This window comes from Paraburkholderia sp. NMBU_R16 (assembly GCF_013282575.1).
Classification (GTDB): domain Bacteria; phylum Pseudomonadota; class Gammaproteobacteria; order Burkholderiales; family Burkholderiaceae; genus Trinickia.
This window is the reverse complement of the sequence record NZ_JAAAYE010000038.1, coordinates 13,840-27,636: the sequence shown is the minus strand read 5'-3', so window position 1 is coordinate 27,636 and position 13,797 is coordinate 13,840. Positions and strand designations below refer to the sequence as shown.

Genomic DNA, 13,797 nt, shown 5'->3' with positions numbered 1-13,797 from the left:
GGCGCGCGAGCGCACTATTCCTGTACGCGCTCGAGCCCCGCGTTGTCGCCGTGTTGATCGGCCGCGCTGGCCCATGCCGCTGAAGCGATGGCCAATTCGGCGAGTTCGGGCGGCGTGAACGGTGCCAGTGCCGCGCTCATCTGCTCGAGCGCAGCCCAGTCGGCGCGCTCGAGCGCCTGCACGGCGGCCAGCAGTGTGCCGAGCAATCCCTCGTGCCGAAGAATGGCCGCGCGGATGTGGCCCGCCAGCATCAGCGCGTCCAACGTGGCTTCGAGCGTATCGCCAAACACGGCGTCGACGAGCGAAAACACGCCGGTCAAAAACGCCGCATCGACGACCTTCCGGTTCGCCTGCGTCAGGCGGGCCGCCGCCATTTCCATGAAACGCGCGCGTGTGGCCGCGAGCTGCACGAGCGGATCGTCCTCGAGCCGGACCTTTCGGCCGTCCGCGTACAGCAGCAACTGCGTCCAGCGCGCGATACGGTTGGTGCCCGTCGCATTGATCGCATCTCGCAGCGTCGCCACCTTGCGCCCGATGCTCGCCTCGCCCGAATTGGCGAGCCGCATGATGTGCATGACGAGCACCGGGTTGAGCTTGAGCTCGGCTTCGAGTTGCGCGACGCTCGGATCCGCCGAAAGCAGCCGCAACAGGTTCAGCAGCGCCTGGCGCGGTGCACTCGCGCGCCGCGAGGCCTGCCTGTCGGCGCGCGCGAAGAAGTACCCCTGGAAGACATCGAAGCGCGCGGCCTTCGCGCGCTCGAAGGTCTCGTGCGAATCGACACCGAGCGCAATGAGAATCTTGCCGGCCGATTTCAGCGCGTCCGCCAGCTTCGCAAGCAGATCGGGCGCCACCTTCGCGACGTCGATCTTGACGGCATAGACGTAAGGCAGCAGTTTGGCGAACGTCGCGTCGGGCGCACTCACGCGGTCGAGCACGAAGCGATAACGCTTGCCGTGCAGCGCCACGAGACGGGCCGTCAACTCGCCATCGATGGCGATATCGGGCGGCAATTGGAAGAAGTAGCGTTCCGGGGAGATGCGAGCGAGATCGTCGGCCATGAGCAATGCGCGATTCACGCTCAGATAGCCTCGATGGCCACCCAGCGCCGCATGCACGCCACTCGCTCCGAGTAGCGCCAACGTTTGCGTCAGCGCAGCGTCGGATGCGGCACGGCGGCTTGCGGGGTCAGCGTCCACAGCCGCGGCACCGTCGCCGGCGAGCGGCTCGCGCGTGACCAACTCGAATCCGCACAAAAGCCCCTCGGCGTCGACGAGCGGCTGACGCGCGGGATGGGTAACCGCGCCGGGCGGATGTCCCGCCTGGGTAGGCTCGCTGGCCACCGCCGGTTGTACCGCCGTCACGTTGGTCGTCTCCATCAGCCCCTCTTCTTTGTCTGCTTTTAGCGCCGCCCGGTACTGCGCGTACCGGCCCCGTGGCCAATCTGGGCCGGATTATACGACGGGGCCGCAGCGAAGCGATAGCTCGAGGAGGGCCGGAGCAACGCCGGCGAAGCGGTCTTATTTGAGCACGACCTTCACGTCGAAATACTTGGCCGCGATTCGCTCGATCGTGCCGTCGGCCTTCAGCGCACGCAACGCCTCGTCGAGCGCCGCCTTCAACGCCGCATCGCCCTTGCGCACGCCGAAGCCCACGCCCGAGCCGAGCAATTGCGAGTCAGTGACCGTCGGCCCCGCGAACTCGAACGCCGCGCCCTGCGCACGCTTGAGAAACCCCTTGGATGCCGCCTCCGAATCCTGGAACGCGGCGTCGAGCCGTCCGGCGGCGAGGTCGGCGTATATCTGGTCCTGCGTCTGGTACGGCACCACGTCGACGCCTGCGCCCGCCCACTTCGCCTTCGCATACGATTCCTGAATCGTGCCTTGGAGCACGCCGACGCGCTTGCCCTTGAGGGAAGCGGCGCTCGGCAGCAGGCCGCTGCCCTTCCGGGCGATCAGCTGATTCGGGATCGAATAGATCGGCTCGGTGAAGTCGATGGCCTTTTTACGTTGCTCCGTGATCGTCATGTCCGAATTGATCGCGTCGAACTTGCGCGCGGACAACGCCGGAATCAGGCCGTCGAAGTCGTTCTCGACCCAGACGCATTTGACCTTGAGCCTCGCGCAAACCGCATGGCCGACTTCGATGTCGAAGCCTTGAAGCTCGCCCGTCGGCGATTTGAATTCGAACGGCGCATACGACGCCTCGACGCCGAAGCGGATCTGTTTGAGTTCGGCGGCCGATGCGCCGCTCGCGATCAGCGACGCCGCAGCGAAGAGCGCAAGCGCTGTGTGCTTTCGGAAGTTCGATTTCATCAGGATCCCTAAACGAGAAAGAGTTGCAACGATGGACGCAGCCGGCGCATCGTCGCCGCGCCAAAATCAGCGTTCAAATGCCCGGCGCTCGTCTTGTGCGATGCACAAAACGAGCGGGCGCCGCATTGTAGGCGGCGCCCGCGCGCTCGTTCGAGAAGGGGAAGAAAACCGGACGAACCGGGCCGCGGCAATGGCATGCCCAAAGATGCAATTCGATGTCGCTCAGCGGCAAACGCCGAGACTCACGCGAAGACCCTCGCAGCCCCGGCGCCGTTCATGCGTACCGCACCCGCCGTCCGTCGTCCTCCACGGGTTCCATCGCCGGTTGGGCGGCACGTTCGGCGGGTTGCCGGGACAACACGCCCGCCACGTAAGCCAATTGCGCGCGATTGCGCGTTCCGAAGCGCCGCTCGATGCCGCCGAGCTGATAGGCCACCTGATCGGTCGAGAGCGACAGCAATGCGCCTATTTCGCGATCGGACGAGCCCTGGGTCATCAGATCGAGCATGCGCTTTTGCAGCGCCGTGAGCCCATCTGCGCCCGTTGTCGTCAGCAGCGGGCCGATACGCGGCTCGATGAACGCGTGTATTGCGCCCGCCAACACCAGCGCCGCGCCCATCGTCGCATCGGAAATCCAGGCGCGCATGGCAAGCGTGCTCGACAGCGTCACCATGCAGTACTCGAACGGACGCGCCGTCTCGAAGCCCACGGTCACGCCCGAACCGATGCCGGCGCGAGCCGCCAGCGCCGCAAGACTCCGTGCGGCCGCGCCCGCCCTGCCCGCGCCGGCCGCATCGCGTGTCAGGTCTTCGAGCCCCCATGCAAACGGCCAGCCGACCGTGCACGCCTTGACGACTCGCACGTCAGCGTCGAAGCAGTGCGCGCCGCAATAGGCCTCCGCCCAGCCCGGCGGCGAATACTGTGCGTACCAGGCCGCTCGGCTCACCCGGGCATCGAGGCACATGATGCGGCAATAGCAAAGCCAATCGAAGCCGGCATCGACGAGGCAGTTGCGAATCAGCGTACGGCGCAGCGCGCCGTCGGACTGCGCCGCGAGCCCGTCCGCCAACGCTGCAAGACGCGCAGCCGATGAACGGGCGGGTTCGCCCTCCTCTCGCGATAGTACGACAGGGCCAGGCCCGAGGCCGAGCTCGGGGTCCCTGAGGATGCGATAGGAACGCTGACCTGCATCGGTGCGCAACGATTCCGACATGACATCTCCCGGCGGATGAAACGGGCGGCCGCGACAACGCCCCGGCAAAACGCGCTCATGGCCGAGCGCGCGCAAGCGCCTCGGCGCTCGCACATGCGTCGCGGCGCGCCGCGGTATCGACTTCAGGCCCGAACAGCGTCTTTTCGACGACGACCGTTTCGATATCGTCGACGCCTACGAATCGCAACCAGGCTTCGACATAGGGCCTCTGGAAGTCAAAACACTCGGCGGGCGTAATTGATTCCTTCGAATAATCGAGTCCGCGCGCATAGACGACGACGGCCCGCTTGCCGCGCAGCAGTCCGCCGAACCCCCGCTCGTCGAACGAGAAAAGCACGTCCTTTTGCGAAACCGCATCGATGAAATGCTTCAGCTTGTAGGGAATCGAGAAGTTCCAGAGCGGCACCGAGAACAGCAGCGTATGCGCATCGTGAAGCGGCCTCGCGAGGGCGTGAATCGCCTTCCATGTATCGCGCTGCTCGTCGGTGAGCGGCGTTCCAGCAAGCCCCGCATATTTCGCCTGCATCGCCGCGCCGTCGAATTCGGGCAACGGTGTATGCCACAGATCGAGCGTCTCGACGGACGCGTCAGCGTGTGCGCTCCGGTAAGCCTCGATGAACGCGTGCGCCACCTCCCGCGATGCGGAGCGGGATTTGCGCGGCGAGGACTCGATGTGCAACAGCCTTGTCATAGGGGTTCTCCGAAGAATGGCGGGCGTGAAGCCTGGTGGGTGGGCTCCAGCTTCATCTAATCACATTGCGAATTCGATTGAAAACGAAGTATTCTTCAATCATTCAACACGAACCTCACTAAATCCCATGTTCGATACCGTGCTGTTGCGCTCGTTCGTGACGGTCGCCCAGGAAGGCAGCTTCACGCGCGCCGCGGCACGGCTGCATTTGACGCAATCGGCCATCAGTGCGCATTTGCGGCGACTCGAGGATCAAGCGGGCAAGACGCTGTTCATGCGCACGACGCGCTCGACCGCCCTCACGCCGGACGGCGAACTGCTACTGGGTTATGCACGCGCGATCCTGGCCCTGAATCGCGACGCACGTGCGCGTTTGCGTCGCAGTTCGAGCGATGGCACGGTGCGTATGGGCATGTCCGAGGATTTCGCCCACGCCCGCATCATGGAGCGGCTGCATACGTTCGGGCTGCGCAACCCGGAAGTGGCGCTCGACATCACGATCGGCGTGCCGGGCACGCTATTGCAGGCGATGGATCGCGGAGAACTCGACTTCGTGCTCGGCGGGCGCTGTCATGACGACCGGCCGGGCCGCCCGCTCTGGCGCGAGCCGCTCGTATGGGCAGCGGCGGAATGGATGAACGTCGACGTGTCGTTGCCGTTGCCGCTGGCCGTGTTTCCGGAGCCTTGCCCTTACCGTGAGGCGGCGCTCGCCGCACTCGCGCATGCCGGCATCGACAGTCGCATCGCGCTCGTCTGTCCGAGCAGCGGCGGCGTACTCGCCGCGGTGCGGGCAGGCCTCGCTATTGCGCCGATGCTGGAGAGCCGTCTCGATAGCGGCTTGCAGGCCCTCGGGGCCGATTCGCGGCTGCCCGCGTTGCCGAACGTCGAGTTCACGCTGTTCGGTGGCAGCCCGGTTACCGCACTCGTCGAAGAACTCTGCGGCGCAGCGCAGCGCGATCTACGCTAGGCGCCCGCGCCGTGATCAGACCAATGACGCACCGGCCGCCCGAGCGCGCGGCGCTCGACAGGCCTATGCTGAAGGGGAGACGACGCGTCGCGAGGAGGTGCGCCATGTCGATGCGAAACGGAACACGAAACACGTTGCGCGTGGCAGCGCTGCTTGCGGCAGCGCTCGCAAACAGCGGCGCCGTTCGCGCGCAGATGCAAGGCCCCGGTCACGCGGCAGGGGCTCAGGCTCAGGAATTCCGGCAGGCGCCAGCGCCGAGCCACGCCGCACCCGCAATGCCCGCTCCGCAGCACGGCGGCATTGCCCCGAATGTTCCAATGCCGTCCCCGCAGCACGGCGCCGTTGCACCGAATACGCCGATGCCAGCCCAAAACCGCGCGGCACCGCCCATGCCGGGGGCAGCGCCTCCGATGCAGCAGCGCGCGATCGGCCCGCACACGCCGCCGGCGGTTGGGCCCCGCATCATGCCGGCACCGCATGTGCCGACTCCGCAGATGGGCGCGGCCGGCGGCGCCGGCCCAGGTGCGAACGCCGCGCCCCGACCGCCCGACAGAGAGCCCGTCCCCCACGAGCCGCATCCGCAGCCCGGCGTCGCGCCGAGCGTCACCGCGCCCCAACCCGGCATAGCACCGCGCGCCACCGCGCCGCAACCGGGCGTGGCACCGCGCGCCGCTGTTCCTCCCGCCCGCACGCGCGCGCCGTGGCATGGCGATATCGGCCGCTTCCAGGAGCACGATGTCCGTGTCTGGCGGTCGGGACACTGGCATCACGGGCACCATGACGGCCGGCACGGCTGGTGGTGGATCGTCGGCGGCGCCTGGTACTTTTATCCCGCGCCGATCTATCCCTATCCGGACCCGTTCGTCCCTGGATTCGCCGACGCGCCGCCGGACGACACGGGCTATTGGTACTACTGTCCTTATTGGGACCAATACTATCCGTATGTCGCGACCTGTCCGGGCGGATGGCAGCCGGTGCCGGCCGAGCAGTGATCGGCATCGGGGGTGCGTCGTGCCTTGGGGGTGCATCGATATCAAGAACCGCGGGGTGTGCGCGCCAGCGTTTCAGCCGTCGTTTCGACGACGATGAGCCCCGCTCGCAAGCCCGGCTTCACGCTCGGGTTCGGAAACACGATCCGCTCGTCGCCGCGGGTGACGATGTAGCGATAGTCGCCGTCGCGCGCCACCTCCTGTCCTTTCGCAAGCACGGTGAAGTTCGGCACATCGCTCGCCAGCGCGAGTTCGAATGCGTCCGTGCGTTTCGTGATCTGGTCGACAACCGTGAACACGCGCGGCATCGGCGTCGCGGACCCGGATGCCACGTTCGCGACGAGCGAACGCACGGCGCGGTCGGCTGCGTCGAAATGCGACAAATCGTTTTGCCCGAACGGTCGCACTTTGCCGAGCTCGAGCGTGCAAGCCATGGCCTCATAGGTCTGTGCCGTGAACTGCGTATACGTCGTCCCCGCAGCCGTGTGCAGCAAAATCGCAGCGATGCGCGCGCGGGCAAGCCATTCCAGCATCGCGTCCGCGGGCGCCCGGCCCGTGTGCGGCAGCAGAGCGAACTGTTCGAAGACCGAAGCACGGATCGCGGTATGCATGTCGATATGCCAACGCGGCGCGGCGTCGGCCGGTGCCGCTTGCGCGAAGAACCGCGCCGTCGCCGCCTCGAGCGTTGCCGCGCGCGCCTTCTCGCTGCCTCCGTGCAATCGGGCGTGCGCGCCGCAAAAAAGCCGGTTCAGATCGTCGTCGAGATAGCGGCACGCCGCCCGCATTGCCCCGATATTGCCCAGTACCACGAGCAGCCGGCACGCAAGCGGCAGCGCGCCGCACGCGATGTCCGCCACCATGCGCGAGACGAGTTCGATGGGCGCCGTCTCGTCGCCATGCACCCCAGCGGACACGACGACGCTCGCGACGGGCTTCGCTTCGGGCTCGAACTGGAGCAAGCCGGCCCCGAGCCATTGGTACCGCACACCATGCGCGCATTCGCCGCCCGCGCGATCGGCAACGGGACGCGCATCGGCGAGCGAGAACGACAGGAAGTCGGTCAGCAAGCCCGGCGCGTCAGTCATGGTTCTCGTCCCGTCAGCGTTGGAAGTCATAAAGGGAACCGAGGCCGAGAATCTGGGTGAGCTCGTCGAGCGCCGTACGCGATTCGTCGAGCAGCGTCGGATCGGCGAGATCGGCGGGGGCGAGCCGGTCGCGATAATGCTTGGCTATCCAGGTGTCGAGCCGGGCGAAAAGCGCATCGTCGATCCAGACACCAGGAGCGACCGCCGCTTGCTCGGCGCCGTCGAGTACCACGCGCAGGCGCAGGCATGCCGGGCCGCCGCCGTTTTTCATGCTTTCGCGCAAATCGAAAACCAGCACCTCGGAGATGGGACCGCCCGAGCTCACCAGATCGTCGAGATAGGCGGCCACGCGCGGATTTTCACGGCATTCCTGCGGCACCACGAGAACATCGCGTCCATCGGGACGCGTGAGCAACTGAGAGTTGAACAGATATGACGAAACCGCATCTTCTACGCCCACGCGCCCATCGGGTACCTCGATGACGTTGAACTGGGCGCCGAGCCCGGAAAGTTGCGCACGCAACCGGTCGCAAACTTCCCGTTGATCGACGAATGCGCGTTCATGACAAAAGAGCGTCTCGCGGTTACCGACGGCAATGACGTCGTTATGGAACACGCCCGCGTCGATGACTTCGGGATTTTGCTGAGCATAAACCGTGGATGCCTCGGCCAGACCGTGGCGCTGGGCAACGGCTCGACTCGCCTCGAACGTCTGACGAGCCGGATAACGCACGGGCTCGGGGCCGCGCCGGTATTCGCTGCGTCCGTAGACGAAGAATTCCACGCCGGGCTCGCCGTAAGCGGCACAAAAGCGCGTATGGTTGGCGGCGCCCTCATCGCCGAGCGCCGGCGTGCCCGGCAGTGCCTCGTGCACGGCGAAGTGGCGCTCGTCCGCAAACACGGCTTGCAGCGTCCGACGGGTCGCCTCGTGCTCGATCGCGCGATGCAGCTTGCTCGTCAGATTGGCCGGCGTGAAGTGCACGCGCCGATCGGCCGTATCGGCGGACGGGCTGACCGTCGCGGCGTTCGCCGTCCACATCGCCGAGGCCGAGCTGGCCGCGGCCAGCAACTCCGGTGCTTCCCTTGCGGCGCGATCGATGACGCGCGCATCCGAGCCCGAGAACCCGAGCTCGCGCAAAAGACGCAGCGAAGGACGCTCCTGAGGCGGCAACACGCCTTGCAGGAATCCGAGGTCCGCGAGCTGCTTCATCTTGCGCAGTCCCTGCTTGGCAGCGGCGAGTGGATTCGCGACCGATTTCTCGTTCGTTTGCGACGCGACGTTGCCGAACGAGAGTCCCGCATAGTTGTGCGTCGGACCTACGAGTCCATCGAAGTTGGCTTCCCGTGCTTGCATCGTCGATCCTTGGTCGGTCGTTCAATGTTCCAAACTTTAAACTTTCAGTCTTGCCGTCGCGTCGCCGCTTCGTGCATGGCGCCGCGTCTCAATCGTTCGAGACTCGGTCAAAGCGAAGCCCGGGCGATACGCTCGAAGGCATCGAGAGCTGCGCACTTTCGACGGACGCCATCGGATAGGCACAGTAGTCGGCCGCGTAGAACGCGCTCGGACGATGATTTCCCGAGCGGCCGACACCGCCGAACGGCGCGGCCGACGATGCACCGTTCGTCGGCCGATTCCAATTCACGATGCCTGCGCGGATCGTGCGGCTGAAGCGCTCCCAGGCGCTCGCGTCGTCCGCGACGAGGCCGGCCGAGAGCCCGTAGGCCGTATCGTTCGCACGCTCGATCGCTTCATCGAGGCTCGCATATCGAACGATCTGCGCGAGCGGACCGAAGTGCTCCTCGTCGGGCAATGCCGAAACTGCGCTGACATCGACGATCGCGGGATTCACGAAGCCGAGCGCCGGATCGCGTTGCGTCATGGCAATGAGCGGCCGCGCCCCGGCCTTGACGAGCCGTTCCTGCGCCGCGACGAGTCTGGCGGCCGCGCGCGCCGAAACGACCGCTCCCATGAAGGGCTGCGGCTCGGCATCGTAAAGGCCGTAGACGATGCGCGAAGTCACCTCCGCGAAGCGCGCGACGAAGCGCTCGCCGAACGATCCTCGCGGCACGAAGATGCGGCGCGCACAGGTGCAGCGCTGCCCGGCCGAAAGAAACGCGGATTGAATCGTGAGATGTACCGCCGCGTCGATATCTTCCACTTCGGCGACGATGAGCGGATTGTTGCCGCCCATTTCGAGGGCCAGCACGATTTCCGGCCGTCCGCCGAACTGTTTGTGCAGCAACGTACCGGTATCGGAGCTGCCGGTGAAAAACAGGCCGTCGATCTGTCGATGATTGGCCAGCGCGACGCCCGTCTCTTTTTCTCCTTGCACGAGGTTCAGCACGCCCGCGGGCAAACCGGCGTCGCGCCAGAGTTCGACCGTGGCCTGCGCCACAGCCGGCGCGAGTTCGGACGGTTTGAATACGACCGTATTGCCCGCGATGAGCGCCGGCACGATATGGCCGTTCGGCAGATGCCCGGGGAAGTTGTAAGGTCCAAAGACCGCGACGACACCGTGCGGGCGGTGGCGCAATACGGCAACGCCATCGGCCATCGGCACGCGCTTTTCGCCCGTGCGTTCCTGATATGCCGTCACCGAGATATCGACCTTGGCCGCCATCGCGGCGACCTCGGTACGCGCCTCCCACAGCGGCTTGCCCGTCTCGCGTCCGATCGCACGCGCGAGCGCTTCCTTGTGCTCGACGAGGCGCGCCGCGAATCGGCGCACGATCTCGCAACGCGCGTCGAACGGCATGGCGGACCAATCGGCGAATGCGCGGCGCGCGCTCGCCACGGCGCGATCGACATCGACCGCGCTCGCGCTGTGCCCTTGCCACACCACGGACCCCGTACCGGGGTTATGCGACGAGAAGCGAGGCCCGTTTGCCTGCGCCCACTCGCCTTCGATGAAAAGTTCGCTCATGACTTTTGACTCTGCTGGGTATGAGAGGTGGCGAGCACCCGCACCGGATCGCCTTCGCGCACGAGCAGCGCCGCCGCGTCGTCTGCGGACAGACGCATGACGCCGTCTTCGACGCCGCCCGGCGCGAAGCCGACACGGAAATCCGCCAGCCGCGTATTCGCGACCAGCGAACGATGTGCGCGCTCGCGCGGCGCTTGGGCGGGGCCTGCCCCGGATGCAAGCGGATCCACCGAATCGGCTTCACCGATGACGACAGGCACGACCACACTCTCGCGCACGGTTCGCAAATCGTCGATGTGGCACTCGAGCACCGGGCCCGCATCGAAGATATCGACGTGGCCCTGATAGCGAAGCCCCTCTGCTTCGAGCATCTTGCGCGCGGGCGCCGTGTCGCGATGGGTCAGGCCAATGACCTGCCGGGCATCCTCGGGCAGTAAATCGGCGTATACGGGGTAGCGCGGCATGAGTTCGGCGAGAAAAGACTTGCGCCCGTGCGCGCTCAAATAATCGGCCGCGTTGAAGTCGATCTGATAGAAGTGCGAACCCACCGCGCGCCAGAACGGCGAGGTACCGTCGGCGTCGAAATGGCCGCGCAGCTCCGCGCACAGGCGCTCGGGAAACCGGTCGCGAAATTGCGCGATGAACATGAAGCGCGAGCGCGACAGCAACCCGCCGACACCATGCGCGCGATAACGCGGCGACAGGAACAGCGAGCAGACTTCAGCATAGCCCGTGAGGTCGTGCGAGATGTTGAGCAGCGACATTTTGGTCCAGACGCCAAGCTCCTGGCTCGCATGCACGACGGTACTCACACGATAGTTGTAGAACGGCTGCTCGAGGCCGACCTGCGTCTCGATTCCGCACACGCCGGCAACGTCGTTCGTCGCCGTATCTTCCATGACGAAAAAGTAGCCTGCCTCATAGGGCGCGGCCTGTCCTTCCATCGTCCGTTTCGATCGCGCGATGCGTGCGGCAAGCGCATCGGGATCGGGCTTGAACGTCGTCAAACCCGGCCCGGTCTCCTGCGCGAGTGCCACGACCGCATCGAGGTCAGTGGTCTTGACAGCGCGAACGACGATCATCGACGAACTCCCGGGTGAGTGGCACGCAAGGCAGCCGTCTCGCCATCGAGATCGGCCTGCGACTCGGCGGTGGGGGCTTCGACTTCGGACGCGCGATGCAATGGCACGCAATGCACCGCATCGCCCGCGACCGCGCCGAGCACCGCGCGTACCGATGACGTCAGCGGTGCCTGCTCCTCGCGCGCAAGCGGCAGCTCCGCCAGGGCACAGCGGAATTCGCCGGCCCGGTTGTTCGCGACGAGATAGGTCGTGGCTGCGGCTGCGGACGACGGATCGGCGGCGGATGCCGCTTCGGTCTTCTCACGCACGATTCGGGTCTCATTGCTCACCACGCACGCACTGCGGTCCACCTGCGCGGTCAGCACGGGGCCCGCATCGAAGATATCGACGAAACGGTCGGGCTCGAAACCTTCTTCGAGATGGATATCGTAGGCAAGCAGACTTTTGGCGTTGGGCTCGCCGAGCACACGCTGCGCCGCCTCGGGCAACAGCGGCACATAAAGCGGATAGCTCGGCATCACTTCGGCGATGAACGTACGGCTGCGTCCCCCCGAAATCTTTTCGACTTCGGCGAAATCGCGCGCGAAGAACTTGCGCCCCACCGCTTCCCAGAACGGCGACGTCCCCGCTTCGTCGGTGACACCGAGCAAGAGCGAGAAGACCTCCGGCGTGAAGCGCCGGCGGTTCGCCGCGACGTACATCATGCGCGCGCGCGAAAGCAGATGTGCGCTCGCGTCGCCCGTTACGGCGGGACCCAGGTAGAAGCCCGCGAGCCGGCTCTTACCGGTCAGCTCGTGCGACATCGTCAACGCGTGGATTTTCCGGTTCACGTGGAGCTCGCGCGAAGCATGAATGAGCGCATCGTTGCGAAAAACGTAGAACGGCTCGGCATAGCCGGCCGCGGCCACGATGCTCGACGTGCCGAGCAGCGTGCCGGTCGCCGCATCCTCGAGCACGAAGAGATAGAACTCCTCGCCCGGGAAATCGACCTCGGCGCGAAACGAATCCTCGGACAGCGCAATGCGTGCCTCGAGCGCATGGCGATCGTGCGGCAGCGAATGCAGCACGGGCCGCGCGGCGCGCGCCATCTGTTCGAGCGCGTCGAGATCGGAAAGTCTTGCTGGGCGTACGAAGAGCATCATCGTTCCATTCGGTGGCAGATGCGGTGGCACATGCGCTGCCACAGGCGTCGTCATAAGTGGCGGCACAAACCCGGGCTCAACGGGCCGATGCGTCGGCAGCCGCCGCGACAGTCTCCTCGATCGCTTTTTCGAGCCGCGCGAGACCTTCTTCGAGATCGGCATCGTCGATGATCAGCGATGGCGCGAAACGCAGCACGTTGGGTCCCGCGATCAGCAGCATCACGCCATGCCGCGCGGCCGCATTCACGAACTCCTTCGCCTGCCCCTCGAATGCCGCGACGAGTTCGGCACCGATCAATAGCCCCTTGCCGCGAATTTCCTTGAAGAGTCCGAACCGCTTGCCGATTGCATCGAGCCGTGCCGTCAGCGCCGCGCCGCGACGCTTCACGCCAGCGAGCAGCGCGGGCTCGCTGACGAGCTCGATGACCTTGTCCGCAATCGCTGCACCGAGCGGGTTGCCGCCGTAGGTCGTGCCGTGCACGCCCACCTTGAAATGCGCGGCGATGGCTTTCGTCGTCAGCATCGCGCCGATCGGAAAACCGTTGCCGAGCGCTTTGGCTGTCGTGAGGATATCCGGCGTCACGCCGGTATCCATGTACGCGTAGAGATGGCCCGTGCGGCCGACGCCGGTCTGGACCTCGTCGAAGATCAACAGCGCGCCGTGCGTGTCGCACGCCTCGCGCAATGTCCGCAGAAATGCGGGATCGGCAGGAATCACGCCGCCCTCACCCTGAATGGGCTCGACGATGACCGCACACGTTTTCGGACCGATTGCGCCGCGCGCCGCCTCGATATCGTTGTATGGCAAATGAACGATACCGGCCGGCACGGGGCCGAAGCCCTCCGCATACTTCGGTTGGCCGCCGACGCTGACCGTGAACAGCGTGCGGCCATGAAACGACTGCGAAAACGAGACGATCTCGATCTTCTCCGGGCCATGACGCTCGAGCGTGGCCCGGCGCGCCAGTTTCAGCGCGGCTTCGTTGGCTTCGGCGCCCGAGTTCGCAAAAAATGCGCGTTCGGCGAACGTCAGCGCCTCGAGCCGGCTGGCCAACCTCAGCACGGGCTCGTTCGTATAGGCGTTGCTGACGTGCCACAGCGTCTCACCCTGCTCGCGCAACACGCGCACGAGTTCTGGGTGCGTGTGCCCCAGCGCCGTCACCGCGATGCCGCCCGTGAAATCGATGTACTCGCGCCCTTCGGAGTCCCAGACACGCGAGCCCGCTGCGCGCACCGGTACGAAAGGCGCAGGCGAGAAGACGGGCACCATGACGTCGTCGAACGTCTGGCGGTTCACAGCGAAATCGTTCATGGCAGATCCTCGTTGAGGTAATACAGATCAAAACCGCTCGTATCGGTACTGCGAATATCGTTAGTTTAGGAAACGTTCAC

At 65.8% G+C, this 13,797-nt stretch carries 12 protein-coding genes; 2 read left to right on the top strand and 10 right to left on the bottom strand.

All coding sequences use genetic code 11. From position 1 onward, the window contains the following. Window positions 1–14 precede the first annotated feature (14 nt). From GWC77_RS18935 to GWC77_RS18920, 4 genes are all read right to left on the bottom strand, one after another. The gene (locus tag GWC77_RS18935) at window positions 15–1,376 is read right to left on the bottom strand and encodes an EAL and HDOD domain-containing protein (protein ID WP_173259535.1); all 1,362 of its coding nucleotides are present in this window, start codon (window positions 1,374–1,376) and stop codon (window positions 15–17) included. A 141-nt stretch (window positions 1,377–1,517) separates the two neighbouring features. Continuing rightward, window positions 1,518–2,312: an ABC transporter substrate-binding protein gene (locus GWC77_RS18930; protein ID WP_173259533.1), complete on the bottom strand. Its 795-nt coding sequence runs from the start codon at window positions 2,310–2,312 to the stop codon at window positions 1,518–1,520. A gap of 274 nt (window positions 2,313–2,586) precedes the next feature. Beyond that, window positions 2,587–3,525: a helix-turn-helix transcriptional regulator gene (locus GWC77_RS18925; protein ID WP_173259531.1), complete on the bottom strand. Its 939-nt coding sequence runs from the start codon at window positions 3,523–3,525 to the stop codon at window positions 2,587–2,589. Window positions 3,526–3,580: 55 nt separating this feature from the next. Further along, window positions 3,581–4,216, bottom strand: coding sequence for an FMN-dependent NADH-azoreductase (locus tag GWC77_RS18920; protein ID WP_173259529.1), 636 nt, complete (start codon window positions 4,214–4,216; stop codon window positions 3,581–3,583). Between the two features lie 127 nt (window positions 4,217–4,343). On the opposite strand from GWC77_RS18920, the gene GWC77_RS18915 reads away from it, so the two are divergent. Together GWC77_RS18915 and GWC77_RS29150 are read left to right on the top strand one after the other, a co-directional pair. Then, a complete protein-coding gene (locus GWC77_RS18915; RefSeq protein ID WP_173259527.1) occupies window positions 4,344–5,183 on the top strand; it encodes a LysR family transcriptional regulator in 840 nt (279 codons plus the stop codon). 104 nt (window positions 5,184–5,287) lie between these two features. Then, on the top strand, window positions 5,288–6,175 hold the full coding sequence (locus GWC77_RS29150) for a hypothetical protein (protein ID WP_217283334.1): 888 nt from the start codon (window positions 5,288–5,290) through the stop codon (window positions 6,173–6,175). A 41-nt stretch (window positions 6,176–6,216) separates the two neighbouring features. On the opposite strand, the gene astE is transcribed toward GWC77_RS29150, so the two are convergent. From astE to GWC77_RS18880, 6 genes are all read right to left on the bottom strand, one after another. Continuing rightward, window positions 6,217–7,287: a succinylglutamate desuccinylase gene (astE, locus tag GWC77_RS18905; protein WP_173259526.1), complete on the bottom strand. Its 1,071-nt coding sequence runs from the start codon at window positions 7,285–7,287 to the stop codon at window positions 6,217–6,219. Further along, window positions 7,271–8,611 carry an N-succinylarginine dihydrolase gene (gene astB, locus GWC77_RS18900; protein WP_173259524.1) on the bottom strand — a complete coding sequence of 447 codons (1,341 nt, stop codon included), beginning with the start codon at window positions 8,609–8,611 and terminating at the stop codon, window positions 7,271–7,273. Before astB ends, astE begins: the two co-directional genes overlap by 17 nt. An 88-nt stretch (window positions 8,612–8,699) precedes the next feature. Next, a complete protein-coding gene (gene astD, locus GWC77_RS18895; RefSeq protein WP_173259522.1) occupies window positions 8,700–10,181 on the bottom strand; it encodes a succinylglutamate-semialdehyde dehydrogenase in 1,482 nt (493 codons plus the stop codon). Beyond that, entirely contained in the window at window positions 10,178–11,263 is a 1,086-nt protein-coding gene (gene astA / locus GWC77_RS18890) for an arginine N-succinyltransferase (protein WP_173259520.1), read from the bottom strand. The genes astD and astA overlap by 4 nt, the downstream gene beginning before the upstream one ends. Further along, window positions 11,260–12,402 (bottom strand): arginine/ornithine succinyltransferase subunit alpha, encoded by a 1,143-nt coding sequence (gene aruF / locus GWC77_RS18885; protein WP_173259577.1) that lies wholly within the window; start codon window positions 12,400–12,402, stop codon window positions 11,260–11,262. Before aruF ends, astA begins: the two co-directional genes overlap by 4 nt. Window positions 12,403–12,481: 79 nt before the next feature. Next, window positions 12,482–13,717, bottom strand: a complete 1,236-nt coding sequence (locus tag GWC77_RS18880; RefSeq protein ID WP_173259518.1) for an aspartate aminotransferase family protein — start codon at window positions 13,715–13,717, stop codon at window positions 12,482–12,484. Between the last annotated feature and the right edge of the window lie 80 nt (window positions 13,718–13,797).

What these genes read in the sequence shown, in the direction of transcription:
- GWC77_RS18880 (WP_173259518.1), bottom strand. Translation starts at nt 13,717, where the DNA reads ATGAACGATTTCGCTGTGAACCGCCAGACGTTCGACGACGTCATGGTG.
- GWC77_RS18930 (WP_173259533.1), bottom strand. Translation starts at nt 2,312, where the DNA reads ATGAAATCGAACTTCCGAAAGCACACAGCGCTTGCGCTCTTCGCTGCG.
- aruF (WP_173259577.1), bottom strand. Translation starts at nt 12,402, where the DNA reads ATGCTCTTCGTACGCCCAGCAAGACTTTCCGATCTCGACGCGCTCGAA.
- astD (WP_173259522.1), bottom strand. Translation starts at nt 10,181, where the DNA reads ATGAGCGAACTTTTCATCGAAGGCGAGTGGGCGCAGGCAAACGGGCCT.
- GWC77_RS29150 (WP_217283334.1), top strand. Translation starts at nt 5,288, where the DNA reads ATGTCGATGCGAAACGGAACACGAAACACGTTGCGCGTGGCAGCGCTG.
- astB (WP_173259524.1), bottom strand. Translation starts at nt 8,611, where the DNA reads ATGCAAGCACGGGAAGCCAACTTCGATGGACTCGTAGGTCCGACGCAC.
- GWC77_RS18925 (WP_173259531.1), bottom strand. Translation starts at nt 3,525, where the DNA reads ATGTCGGAATCGTTGCGCACCGATGCAGGTCAGCGTTCCTATCGCATC.
- GWC77_RS18915 (WP_173259527.1), top strand. Translation starts at nt 4,344, where the DNA reads ATGTTCGATACCGTGCTGTTGCGCTCGTTCGTGACGGTCGCCCAGGAA.
- GWC77_RS18920 (WP_173259529.1), bottom strand. Translation starts at nt 4,216, where the DNA reads ATGACAAGGCTGTTGCACATCGAGTCCTCGCCGCGCAAATCCCGCTCC.
- GWC77_RS18935 (WP_173259535.1), bottom strand. Translation starts at nt 1,376, where the DNA reads ATGGAGACGACCAACGTGACGGCGGTACAACCGGCGGTGGCCAGCGAG.
- astE (WP_173259526.1), bottom strand. Translation starts at nt 7,287, where the DNA reads ATGACTTCCAACGCTGACGGGACGAGAACCATGACTGACGCGCCGGGC.
- astA (WP_173259520.1), bottom strand. Translation starts at nt 11,263, where the DNA reads ATGATCGTCGTTCGCGCTGTCAAGACCACTGACCTCGATGCGGTCGTG.